The sequence below is a fragment of the Vibrio sp. HM8-C genome, assembly GCF_058630515.1.
Genome location: NZ_JBMMKS010000010.1, coordinates 26973 through 39503 on the forward strand (window position 1 = coordinate 26973; position 12531 = coordinate 39503).

Genomic DNA, 12531 nt, shown 5'->3' on the forward strand with positions numbered 1-12531 from the left:
GGGATAAGTATTGTTATTTTTATGTGGCAGGATTGTAATGTCTGATAGGTTATTCTGCTAGGAAAAATAAAGCCGACACTTTTATCTGTTAACTTGATCATTAATAGTGTTTTGAAAGGATTTTTTAAGTATTAGTACGTATTGACAGAATGCTATCCACACTACTTATTTTGCGATTATCTGTAAAAATGTCCTATTTTCTAGTTTAAGCCTTTCTTTCGTTTCACTTATTTCTTAGGCATGTATCATTCTATCTACGAAAAAAGTAAACATTAAAGGGGCTGAGTGGCCCCTTTAAAATAGATATAGTGGTGAAAGTGAAGACTAGCCGTGAGCGGCTACTTGAGGCCGAGGAATTGAGACGTCTCTTCTGCTCGATAGTAAGGCCATAAATTCATAGGGAGGGAGTGGTCTTGAATATAGATAGCCCTGATACTCATCGCACTCTTCTTTCGCTAATAGGTAAAGCTGTTCGTCATTGACCACACCTTCCGCTGTAACGATCTTACCCATATTGTGACCAAGTTGAATGATGGTACGTACAAGCATATGGTCATTGTGATTTGAGCAGCACTCATCAATAAATGATTTATCGATCTTCAACACATCGATCGGCAACTGTTTCAAATAGTTCAAAGATGAGTAAGCAACACCAAAATCGTCGATGGCAACACGTATGCCCAAGGTTCTCAAATCGTGGCAAGCATCAACCACGCGTTCAGGCTGTTGCATCAATGTGGTTTCGGTGATTTCAAGCTGCAATAGCTGTGGATTTAATTGGGAATCTCTTAGTGCTTTGGTCACCACGTGGAATATGTCATCGTAAAGGAACTGAACTGTTGAGACATTGACCGCCACGCAAATAGGGTGACCCAGTTGATCCCAAGCTTTTGCCTGCTGGCAGGCTGTTTCAATGACCCAACGGCCAATAGGAATAATTTGTTGGCTGCGTTCGGCTACCCCAACAAATTCATCGGGCGATATGATACCCAAATCTGGATGTTTCCAGCGGATTAAGGCTTCCGCGCCGTGTACGCTGTTGGTTTTAACGTCGACTTTAGGTTGGTAGTAAAGTGTTAGCTGACCTTTCTCTATAGCATCACTGAGTTCACGTTCGATCTGATAGCTACGGATAGTTTCTCCAATCAAATCTTCATCAAACCATTGAATGCTGTTCTTGCCTGCCTGTTTCGCTCGTTTAAGCGCAATATCAACGTTACGGCACCAAATATCGGTGTCATACAACGCATCGTCTAATGCTGCGATGCCAATACTAATTGTTATGGTGTAGCTACGCTTGTCGAGATGATACTCGGACTGACTCGCTTCCAAAATATAGTTTGCCACTTGTTGCGAGTAGAAATTCACATCGTACTTGTCTTGCAGTAACACCGCGAATTCATCCCCACTGAGTCTGTAAATGTTGATGCGATTAAAATCGAGGCCACTAAGTCGTTTTGCAAATTGAATCAGAAGAAGATCACCTTGCTGATGTCCCAATGAATCATTGATTTGTTTAAAATCATCAAGGTCTATTAGTAGTAGAGCAAACTTAGTTTTACTGGTCTCATCTGCGATTTTTGCTACTGCCTCCAAATCTTGATTGAAAGCTTTCCGATTCGAGACTTTGGTTAGAAAATCTGTAAGGCTGTCTTTGCGATAGCGTTCAACTTGTCGACTTAGTTTCTGCTTATAAAAAGTGCCACCAGTTGCGAATATCGCGATAGCTGAAAGTTCGATTGCTGCCTCTGCAAATTCCGGCATTTGGGCGCTTGTGATATGAGGGGTATAAATCCCAATAAGGCTTAGTGCTACCGCTACTGGCCACAACGAGCCTGGGAAGATCGCGATGTAACACAGTGGAACCAATATAAAAGCTTGAGAGAGCACACTGATACTGAGTGGTTCCAAATAGCTACCTACCAGCAATAAAGCGAATGTTACTACGGCTAATACGCGCTTAAACCAAATATTATTCATGAAATAAGCCGCTAGCATACAAAGCGGGTATATAAAGTAGTAGCGAGCAAGGGAATGATGTTCGGTGAGTAAGGTGTAGCTAACGGCACTTACTGCGATTAGAAATAAAATCGTAACGAGAAAGTGTTTTTGGTTTGGATTAATGCTCGCAGCTGTAGTGGAATTCATGGACTATCCTTTTCTTTTTATTACCACTAGATAAACGAATTTGAATACCTGAAGTTCAGTGTAGCCACTGTTAAAGTTGAACATTGAGTGCCATACAGAAAAAATGTACAGAAAGGTTCAAAGTTGCGTATAGGTTTCACTTTTGAGACAAAATTGGCTGGAAATAAAAAAATAGCCCTCAAAGACGAGGGCTATTTTAGAATTCTTTGTGTATCTCACTGATGGGTTTTAACTCATTGAGAGGTAGCCAGTTAACCTTGACACCTGCTTGCAGGAACATTTCTTGGCTAACTTTTATTTTATCTCCCCAGCGAGATAGAAAATCTGCCGTTTGCTCTGGGCAGTGAACTGCAGAAATACCTGTTTGAATGATCTTTGCTGCACAGTTTGGGCAAGGGAAATGGGTCACGTAGACTTCACATCCGTCCAAATCACGTTTTGCGAACAAAATTGCATTTTCTTCAGCGTGCAGAGTTTTGAGGTACTTCATATCGCGATCGTCTGTGTTCGCGCTGTCCGATATACCATGTGGGTATCCATTAAATCCCACAGAAACAATTCGATTTTGTTTTGTAATAACGGCTCCTACTTGAGTAGAAGGGTCTTTACTCCAAGAGCCAACAAGTTCTGCCATCTGGTAAAAACGTTGTGCCCATTTCGAAATCATAGTCAGGTTTCCTTTCAAAAATCATGAGTGACGCTGGAAATTTCTTAGTTGTAGTGACAACTGAGTTGAGTGCAGTTGTACCAAGTTTGGCGCTAATAATATCCTGATTTTGTCTCTTTTAGTCTAGGAAAAGATATTAATCTCCAAGCATTTCCTTTTGCTTGCACTGTATTGCCAAGAGAGTGTCAGCGTTTATAGAGATATTGCTCAGGTGTTTTTGTAAGAGATCTCTTACAGGGTGCGTAAGATATTTGATTTTTATTACTGAGATTTTGCGATGGCGATATTAATAACATTATGTAAAGTAAAGAATTTTTAAAATTTAAACAATAACGATTAAATTATTTATAGTCTAGCGTACTTGTTCCTAAACGCCGATGTCGTAATCTGAATGCGTTGGCAGGATGCTAACACGGAAATGGAAACGCTCAGGGATAGGGCATCTTCAGGAAGAAGATTCGGTTGTTCAGGAAGAATGATCGGCAAGGAAAGCGAAGGATGTTAACGTTAAGTTTAGAATAGCTAGGATGGTTATTTAGAACGGTTAATAGACAACTTAAGGGACTAAGCGTCTGTCAGGATGACAGAGACAGGACACCGCTAGGATGGCGATGAAATGGAATGCGCTGAAGGAACCAGCAGATAATCAAGGAATAGATGCAGGGAGCACCTATTAGTAGCCGGATTGCTGCGAAGAGAATAGAGCCCCGCTAAGTGAAAGCTTAGCGGGGTTTTCTTTTGCAGTTTTACTGCTCTTTTCGACTCAATACTCTGCTTTTGAAGTTAAATCTTTGTTCATTTTTTCGTTGTTGCTCAAAGTCTATTGCGTCTTTTGATTACAAATTTGATAATGTTTCTTCACATCGCTTAGCACTAGGTATTAAGTACCTTGCTTTAGTCGCTACTTCGAAAACTTTGGTGACCTTTTGGAAAAAACCTCGCAGTTTCTCATCAATACGCTTAAGTCTCATCCTGAGCAGTACTTAACTATTGGTGAGCTTTTAGAGCTACTTAGACGTCGCTCATACGGTGCTTTGCTGATTATGTTGAGTTTGGCAGGGCTTATTCCCGGTATCTCTTTTTTTGCAGCGGTGGCAGACTTTTTATTAGGGTTGCAAATCGCTTTGGGTTTTCATGCGCCAAGGCTACCTAATATCATTCAAAAGCAGCGTATCCACCGCGAAAAAACGCTTAAGTTTACTGAAGAAGTTATGCCTTGGCTGGAGCGCATGGAAGAGTACGTTAAACCGCGTTGGGAGCCTTTATCCAGTTCTAATCCTCGTCGAATGATTGGTGCGATTATTTGTGTTTTAGCGTTCATTGCTATTCTTCCACTACCATTCATTAATTTTTTGCCAAACTTCGCGATAATCTGTTTGGCATTAGGGATTATTGAGCGCGATGGTTTATGTCTTATCATTGGCTGTGGGATTGCACTGATGGCCATGTGGATCAGCCATATTATGGTTAGAATGGCGTGGAATTCTCTGATGCTAGCGTTGTAGAATCGGGTACTGAAACAATTAAGAATGAGTAAGAAAATGGAAGCAAAAGTAAAGTGGGTCGAAGATTTTAAGTTTTTGGGTCAATCTAACTCGGGCCATTCTATTGTGATGGACGGTAACGGTGGCGCAACTGCCCCTAGCCCGATGGAAATGGTTTTACTTGGAGCTGGTGGTTGTAGCTCTGTCGATGTTGTTGATGGTCTAAAGAAAGCGGACCAAAAAGTAACGGCTTGTGTTGCTAAATTATCAGCAGAACGTCGCGAAACAGCGCCACGTATCTTTACCAAAGTAAATATTCACTTTGTTGTTACAGGTGAAAACCTTGATGAAAAGATTGTTGAGCGTGTAACTACAGATTCATTAGAGAAATATTGTTCTGTGTGTTTGATGTTGGGTGAGGCAGTAGATATGTCACATAGCTGGGAAATTGTTCCGGCTTAATCCACATCGTGAAATGTGAAAAGGCTAAGCAATGTGCTTGGCCTTTTTTGTATCCGCTTCAAAATGTTGCAATAGTTTTCCGCAGTTGCTTGTCGCTTGGCTATGATTAAATAACGAATCACGATTTGAAGAACACCATGGCGTTAAAAGGGACAATTTCTGAGTGGTATATTGACCGGGGTTACGGGTATATCATTCCAGATTCAGGAGCATTGAGAATCAAGTTTTTGGTTTCTGACGTTAAAAATTCAGTGAATCTGGGTGAATTAAAACAGTCAGTCCGTTTTGTTATTGTTCAAGACGAAAACGGTAACCGGAGAGCCACTCATGTCGAAGGTACAAGAGCTTTTCCTTGGGCAACGCTCATCGTGGTTTGGTTTGCTGCAACGTTGGGCGGATGTGTCTACTTTTGGCAGTATCCGCTGAGTATTGTTTTTTACTACCTAGTCGCAACGGTAATTGTGCTTTTTGTATACTTGCTTGATAAGCACAATGAGAAGCGTACAAAACCTGTTACTGGAGAATCCGCACTGTTGTTTCTTTCTCTTTTAGGTGGTTGGCCAGGTGCGGTCATTGGACAATACACCTTCAACTTGCAACCTAAATCTTTCACTTTTCAACTACTGTTTTTCATCGTAATGGCAATACATATCGCTTTTTTGGTGTGGACTCTTACGCCTGATGGTGGAACACATCTACGACAATGGCTCATTTCTAATTCATTTCCTTTGTCTCTTAATTGAGGAAATCGAACCAACATAATTTTCTGTTTTTCTCTGTTGAAAAAAGTTTAAGATTTCGATTCCCGTCAGAAAGGTGCTCAAGCACATAGGCAGTAAAATGACAGAATTAGAAAAAATGATGAATGGTCTCGATTTTGATGGATTCGATCCTGAAGTCGTAGAGCTACGTAGAACAGCTGCGCAACTTAAACTGGACATCAATCAGTGCATTGATGAAGAAGAGCGTCTTCTATTGCAAGCAAAACTGTTTGGCAAGATAGGCAGAAGTCTGGTTCAAACACCTTTTCATTGTGAATTTGGCAAAACAATATCGATCGGTGAAGAAACGTTTATCAATATGAATGTCGTGATGTTGGACAATGCCCCAATTACCATTGGCAACAACGTATTGATCGGTCCAAATGCACAGTTTTATACACCTACGCATCCTTTGGACTATAAAGCGAGAAGACGCTGGGAAACCACCTGCAAGCCAATTGTTGTGGAAGATGATGTGTGGATTGGTGGCAATGTTGTCATTAATCAAGGAGTGACCGTTGGAGCACGTTCGGTTGTTGCTGCAAACTCTGTTGTCAATCAGGATGTATCGCCAGATACCTTGGTGGGGGGAACTCCCGCAAGAATCATTCGCAAACTGCATGTTGAATAACTAACTAATTCTTAATCATTTTCGCAGTTTTTCCTTTGTGCCTGATTTGAATCGAGAACTGTTATCTTCTCTCGCACCAGTATTTGCATTACAGTGCGAGCTTACGTCGTATTTGGAGAAAGTCATTGTCTCGTCATAAACACACTCTATTTGGTGTTGCAGCTATCTTGCTATGGGCCTGTTTAATGGGGTTGACTCGAACTGTTGCAGAACAATTTGGCCCAATAGGTGGGGCTGCACTTATCTATACCACCGCTTCCGTATTTTTAGTTATGGTCATGGGTGTGCCAAAATTTAAGTCTTTCTCGCTAAAGTATTTAGTTATTGGCGGTGGGCTCTTCGTGAGTTACGAGATTTGCTTAGCATTGGCTTTGGGCATGGCTAATGACCGACATCAAGCTTTGCAAATGGCGGTAGTGAACTACCTCTGGCCAGCTTTAACGGTGTTACTCGCAGTGTTGATGAGTAGAAAAGCGGTCAGTATCCTTGTTTATCCGAGTGTTGCTCTCGCGTTTGTTGGCGTTGCTTGGACGATCACTGGTGAACAAGGTTTATCTGTATCGTCAATCGCGGCGAATGTCGCCACTAACCCAGTGACTTATTCAATGGCGTTTATCGGTGCAATTATCTGGGCTGTCTACTGTAACGTAACGAAGAGTTTAGCCAATGGGCAAAACGCGATTACCGTTTTCTTTATCATGACGGCAATATCTTTGTGGGTGAAGTACGCCATCAGTGATGAAGGTGCACTGCAATTTACAACCGACTCTTCTTTTAACTTGATATTAACTGGCATCGTGATGGGTAGCGGCTATGCGCTTTGGAATGTTGCTATTTTACGTGGAAATATGATGTTGCTTGCGACGCTGTCTTATTTTACGCCTGTATTCTCTACCTTGCTCTCTTCCAGCATATTGGGTGTTGCTTTAGGGGCGTCATTTTGGCAGGGCGTAATAATGGTGACGATTGGCTCTTTGATCTGTTGGTGGGTAACACGCAGCAAACAGGACTCTCATTCGAGTGAAGAGGTTATTGGCTATGAACCGCAGAAGAGTGAAAGAGAAGCCTAACAATTCGAATTTCTGATCTCACATAAAAAGAACCCTCGCTAAATACGAGGGTTCTTTTTATTCAATTCTACGTGGCGATGTTTACACTAAGTTGTAGATTAAACGGCAACTTCGACAGTTTTTTATGTAGTGTACGGCGTGTGTGTTCGATGTCTTCCACTGCGATGATGCTGTCTTCAGATCTGATATCAACATCCACCCACAATTCGCGACCAATTTTAGTTACAGCTGCAAGTTCAACTAGCTGCTCTGATTCTTCACTAGCGGCGATAACACCTTGGTCGACTGTGTTACAAATCTCTTCGCTTGGCGCCATCATGAAAATCTCTCGCAGTGAAGATTTCAGCATTTCGAATGGTACTTTCAAGAAGTAGAACGACATTGCTAGCATCATCATTGGGTCGGTATAAACTGCATATTCTGCAAGTGGCGATAGTGTCAGTAACCATGCTGAGATAAAACCTACGGTTACTGCAACACTTAATAGCGTATCCATTTTCCATTGTTTAACTTCAGCATCAATTAGGTCGGATGACGTACGTTTGTGCAGTTTAGTCATGTAGAACCATGCGATACCGCAACCAATCACGTTGACAATACCGAACAGAGTTGCGATAGACACATCGACCTCACGACCACCAGTAAACATTGCAACAACAGCGTTGTATAAAGAAGAACATACTAAGGCTAGGATCACCGCACCTTTAATGGCAATGACGGCAGGCTCTAGCGCCGCACGGCCAAACTGGAATTCGTCATCTGACGGTTTCTGAATGTATCGAGAAGCAATTAGCGACAAAATAGTTAACAGTAAGCTTACTAGTGAGTACATACCGTCAAACAAGATAACAAGTGAGCTAACCAATAAGCCAACAACCAAACCACCCATAGCAAAGCCCGAAGAAATAAGGGCTGATAGCGTTAGAATACGTTTTTCGTTGAAGTTTGTTTTAGCACACATTTGGGGGAATACCAGTTGAAAATCTGTTGCTATTCTGGCTTTTAAATAAGCTTTGACAATGTCTATTTGGTTTCTAGATGACTGATGAATCGGGAATTTTATTTTTATTTATATTAATCAATATGTTGTGTTGTTATTTTGGTGTCAATATATTTGACTCTGACTGGTTTAGTGGCATAAAGGCTAGAAATCAAACAGATAATCACTGATTTTATCTGCTAACCAAACCATCGCAGGATTTTCAGCAATACCTGACGCGGTAAACATACAGTAGTCTTCTTGAGTCAATCCGTAGGTGTGCTTGATAACAGACAGGCGCTGCTCACGGAGATAATTGCGAATAAGTGGCTCGGGCAGAACACCCCAAGCGTTTTCAGTCAAGATGGTATTGAGAATGTACTCAAAACTAGAGAAACCTATATATCGGCGTGAAAACGGTTCTAGGCTTGGGTTATCTTTTTCGTTTAGATACACCATGACGGCCTGCATTGACTTGCGTAGTTCTTCATCCGCAACTCGTTTGAGCTTAGCGAGAGGATGTGAGGTTGTGCACACAGACATCATTCGAATCTTACCTAGTGGTTGGTAAGTAATTCGAGGGTCATCCAAACGCTCGTAATCAACACCAAAAGCAAAGTCTACTTGTTGAGTTGCAACCATGTTGGCTAAGTCACCACTCGACGCTAGAAATAGATTGAAAGAGGTGTTTGGAAACAAGTTATTGAGTTTATGCGCAAGATCTTGCCACAAAGAATCCGGTAATGAGTCATCACGGGCTATCCACATTTCAGCGGCAAATTCACTGGAAACCTGAGAACAGGTGCGTCGAATGCGTGTGGAAGTGATAAGAATGCTTTCACAGTCTTTGTAAATGGCCTTTCCTGCCTCAGAAAGCGTGACATTGTTTCCTGAGCGTTGAAAGAGCTCAACCCCAAGTTCCTTTTCAAACGCTTTAATCGCCATACTTAATTTGGTTCGATTGCATTCCAACTGTCGTGCTGCTTCTGAAACAGAGCCAGTATCAGCGATGGTACAAAAAGCTTCGATTTGCGACAGGTTCATAATGGACTCAAACGAATGAAAGTTAAGGAATCATATACAAAAAACAAGCGACTGCCTATTCACAGAGCTATAGATATATTTCGCTGATAGATTTGTTACTTTTTGTATTATTGCGGCAAAAATAGTCATGCAAAATAAGAATTGCGGAAGAATGTCAATTTCTTCAATAAGATTGCACTCTAACGCTAGGAACTACAGTGCGTTTTGGTTTAATCTTGACGTAATTGCCGAATACACGAAGTAACACGGAGGCCATGATGGCACACGATTGGGACGAATACGCACCTGACTGGGAAAAAGACGAATCGACAACCGTTTTTGCACAAAACGTATTCCAACAACTTCAACAAATCACAAGCGTAGAAGGGAAGCATGTGCTTGATTTTGGTTGTGGTACAGGATTGCTGACGCAACTGATTTCTCCATTGGCAAAAGATATCGTCGCTTTGGATGGCTCAGAAGCCATGATTGAAGAACTTGATAAAAAAGAATTGAGAAATGTAGAGCCCGTTGTTGACCATTTAACTCGTGGTTTAGTTGCTCAGCACCCAGCGTTTCGTAAACAGTTTGATTTAATTGTGGCTTCATCAGTTTGCGGCTTTGTTTCTGATTTTCAGGAAGTTGCCGTCATCATTCACTCTTTACTAGATGATAAAGGGCTGTTTGTTCATTGGGATTGGCTAGTTGATGACGCTGATCCTGAATACGGTCTAAGCCAATCAGATATCGAAAGTACTTTGTCTAAAGCAGGATTTACCGACGTTGAAACTCGTATCGCTTTTGAACTAAGTACTCCACAAGGATCAAAACCGGTCATCATGGGAGTAGGTCGCAAGTAATTTCTACCACTTTCCTTAAAGCTGTAAAGAACCGTAGTGTATTGTCACTGCGGTTTTTTTATCTCTGTTACCGCAGAACAACAAAGAGTATATGTGTGAGGCTAGTTCAGGATATCTGCGCTGATATTTCCAGTTACAACTGTTTCTTCATCAGGTTAGATATTTTCTTTGTGGCAAATGTAATAATTTACTCAATAATCGATGCTAATAGCTCAATTTCGTTTGATTAGATAACTAACGACGTGCGAATGTGATTAAAATGCTTCAATTAGTTGTGATTCTGCCGAAATAGGGTGTATAGAATCCAATAGGATAATTAAAACAGAGAACATATGAATATTATTGGTATGGCCATCGGCGCATTAGGCCTGTCTTTCATCCTGATCTTTATATGGATGATTTCTCTTTCGGTGCGAAGAAAAAGGCTGGAAGAAGAAAAAAGAGAGCGCGAAGAAGCCTATCGAAAGGCGCTTGAACGTACGCGAGAAGAAGAGCGTAAAGAACGTTTGTTTCAAGCGGAGTCTGGTCATATCCCAACCATTTTGTATTTAGCAAAAGAAGCAGAAAGAAAGAACTTAAGAGAAGCGTTGTTTTGGTATGAAAAAGCGGCGCAGTTCGACAACATTAACGGTATGCATGGTGTTGTGCGTCTTTGCAATAAAATGCGTGACGATATGATCTTGCGCGAGAAAAGTCGGTTTTGGCAGTTGTTTATTGATGGTTTAGAAGGCGACTTGCAGGCGAAATACGAAACTGGCCGTGCGTTTATTTCTGGTCGTGGAATAGAAGTGAACGTCGTCAAAGGCTTGGGAATGATCCAAGAAGCGGCGGAGCGTAAGCACATTGATGCCATCATTTTTATGGGTGATTGGTGTGTCTCTAAAGATAATATTTCTCCGTCGCCAGGTGATTCCACTTACTGGTATTCGAAAGCCGCGAAAAGAAACAGCCTAGAAGGCATGATGAAACTGGGTATCAATTACTTAAAAGGGGTTGGTGTTCCGGCGGATCATAACAAAGGTTGTTACTGGTTGGAGAGAGCATCAGAAAAAGGTCATGCAGAGTCCATGTACCATGCTGCGGAAGCGTGGGCTGATCGCGGCGCAAACGGCAATTCAATCGCCTATATATGGTTATACTTGTCTGCTCACTTTGGATATGAACCTGCAAGAACATTGCGCGACAAAGTAGGCAGCAACATGGGCGTTAACTCTGTTGTCGGTCTACAAGCACTTGCAAGGCCACTGCAGAAAAAAATCGCCACTGGTAAAGTGAACAAACATTCTATTATTCGTGCTTTAAATAAGCTCTATAAGCGCCAAGTACCAGTGCCAATGAAAGGCGAAGCTGTAGATGATAGTGAGATTGCGGAAAACGCCAGTGAGACGTTACGTGAGGAATTAGCCGCAATGGACGAGTTTGATGACTTGAGCTTAGAACTGCCAGAGCAGATTGGAGACGTTGCAGATCCTCAAACTTCAGAGTTGCCTGTAAAACCTGACTTTACTAAGACAACAATGGACAAGCATTCTTAAACACTTCAGCTAACTACCTGAAAAAAGATTTAGAAACAAAAAGGCTCAGAGATATCTCTGAGCCTTTTCAATTGTTCATCGGAAATTAGAAGCCTTTGATGTTTTCTGCTTCTAGTTCGTTAAAGTAACGAACGGTTTTCACTTTTAGCTCTTGAGTGGCTGGATCATCACACACGATGATTGCTTTTGCATGCAGTTGAAGAGCGCTTACTGTCCATAGGTGGTTAACACAGCCTTCAACAGCCGCTTCAACAGCAAGTGCTTTGTTATGACCGATAGCAAGGATTAGAAGCTCTTCAGCGTCAAGTAGAGTACCTACACCGATAGTTAGTGCGTATTTTGGCACTTGACTAACATCGCCACCAAAGAAACGAGAGTTAGCAATACGAGTATCTTCAGTCAGTGTTTTGATACGAGTACGTGAAGATAGTGACGATGCTGGTTCGTTAAATGCGATATGACCATCGTTACCTACGCCACCCATGAATAGGTTGATTTTGCCGTAAGATTTGATCTTCTCTTCGTAACGCTTACATACCGCGTCGTGATCATCAGACATACCATCAAGCAAGTTAATGTTTTGCTCTTGGATATCTACATGGTTAAAGAAATTGGTGTACATGAATGTACGGTAAGATTCAGGGTGATCAGCTGGTAGACCTACATACTCATCCATGTTGAAAGTTACAACATGCTTGAAGCTCACTTCACCTGCATTGTATAGCTCGATTAGGGCTTTGTAAGTTTCAAGTGGAGTACTACCAGTTGGTAGACCTAGAACAAACGGACGCTCTGCAGTTGGTTTGAATGCATTGATACGCTTAACAATGTGCGCCGCTGCCCATTTGCCGACTTGTGCTTTGTTGTTCAGTGGGATAAGTCTCATGTTTCGCCCTTAATATTGGTAATTG

Annotated in this window: 12 protein-coding genes; 7 read left to right on the forward strand and 5 right to left on the reverse strand. The window is 41.7% G+C overall.

The genetic code is table 11. The features are described 5' to 3' along the window. Positions 1 to 324: 324 nt before the first annotated feature. Complete coding sequence (locus ACOSVQ_RS12550; RefSeq protein WP_491982892.1) at positions 325 to 2148, reverse strand: putative bifunctional diguanylate cyclase/phosphodiesterase; 1824 nt, start codon at positions 2146 to 2148, stop codon at positions 325 to 327. Between the two features lie 196 nt (positions 2149 to 2344). Next, positions 2345 to 2815, reverse strand: coding sequence for a dCMP deaminase family protein (locus ACOSVQ_RS12555; protein WP_491982893.1), 471 nt, complete (start codon positions 2813 to 2815; stop codon positions 2345 to 2347). A gap of 926 nt (positions 2816 to 3741) precedes the next feature. On the opposite strand from ACOSVQ_RS12555, the gene ACOSVQ_RS12560 reads away from it, so the two are divergent. The 5 genes from ACOSVQ_RS12560 (at position 3742) to yddG (ending at position 7223) form a co-directional block, all read left to right on the forward strand. Continuing rightward, a complete protein-coding gene (locus ACOSVQ_RS12560; protein WP_491982894.1) occupies positions 3742 to 4320 on the forward strand; it encodes an exopolysaccharide biosynthesis protein in 579 nt (192 codons plus the stop codon). A gap of 36 nt (positions 4321 to 4356) precedes the next feature. Continuing rightward, positions 4357 to 4761 (forward strand): OsmC family protein, encoded by a 405-nt coding sequence (locus ACOSVQ_RS12565; protein WP_491982895.1) that lies wholly within the window; start codon positions 4357 to 4359, stop codon positions 4759 to 4761. A 125-nt stretch (positions 4762 to 4886) separates the two neighbouring features. Further along, positions 4887 to 5504 carry a DUF1294 domain-containing protein gene (locus ACOSVQ_RS12570; protein ID WP_491982896.1) on the forward strand — a complete coding sequence of 206 codons (618 nt, stop codon included), beginning with the start codon at positions 4887 to 4889 and terminating at the stop codon, positions 5502 to 5504. 97 nt (positions 5505 to 5601) lie between these two features. Beyond that, on the forward strand, positions 5602 to 6153 hold the full coding sequence (locus ACOSVQ_RS12575; RefSeq protein ID WP_491982897.1) for a sugar O-acetyltransferase: 552 nt from the start codon (positions 5602 to 5604) through the stop codon (positions 6151 to 6153). Between the two features lie 125 nt (positions 6154 to 6278). Beyond that, positions 6279 to 7223, forward strand: coding sequence for an aromatic amino acid DMT transporter YddG (gene yddG / locus ACOSVQ_RS12580; protein WP_491982898.1), 945 nt, complete (start codon positions 6279 to 6281; stop codon positions 7221 to 7223). 67 nt (positions 7224 to 7290) lie between these two features. Here yddG and ACOSVQ_RS12585 read toward each other — a convergent pair whose 3' ends face one another. Together ACOSVQ_RS12585 and ACOSVQ_RS12590 are read right to left on the reverse strand one after the other, a co-directional pair. Beyond that, a complete protein-coding gene (locus tag ACOSVQ_RS12585; protein WP_491982899.1) occupies positions 7291 to 8184 on the reverse strand; it encodes a cation diffusion facilitator family transporter in 894 nt (297 codons plus the stop codon). A 183-nt stretch (positions 8185 to 8367) separates the two neighbouring features. Then, the gene (locus tag ACOSVQ_RS12590) at positions 8368 to 9246 is read right to left on the reverse strand and encodes a LysR family transcriptional regulator (protein ID WP_491982900.1); all 879 of its coding nucleotides are present in this window, start codon (positions 9244 to 9246) and stop codon (positions 8368 to 8370) included. A 257-nt stretch (positions 9247 to 9503) separates the two neighbouring features. Between ACOSVQ_RS12590 and ACOSVQ_RS12595 the strand changes: the two genes are divergently transcribed. Further along, positions 9504 to 10085 (forward strand): class I SAM-dependent DNA methyltransferase, encoded by a 582-nt coding sequence (locus ACOSVQ_RS12595; RefSeq protein WP_491982901.1) that lies wholly within the window; start codon positions 9504 to 9506, stop codon positions 10083 to 10085. Between the two features lie 332 nt (positions 10086 to 10417). Next, positions 10418 to 11620, forward strand: a complete 1203-nt coding sequence (locus ACOSVQ_RS12600) for a tetratricopeptide repeat protein (RefSeq protein WP_491982902.1) — start codon at positions 10418 to 10420, stop codon at positions 11618 to 11620. 85 nt (positions 11621 to 11705) lie between these two features. Here the strand turns inward: ACOSVQ_RS12600 and nagB are convergent, their stop codons facing one another. Continuing rightward, positions 11706 to 12506, reverse strand: a complete 801-nt coding sequence (gene nagB, locus ACOSVQ_RS12605) for a glucosamine-6-phosphate deaminase (RefSeq protein WP_491982903.1) — start codon at positions 12504 to 12506, stop codon at positions 11706 to 11708. Positions 12507 to 12531: the final 25 nt, after the last annotated feature.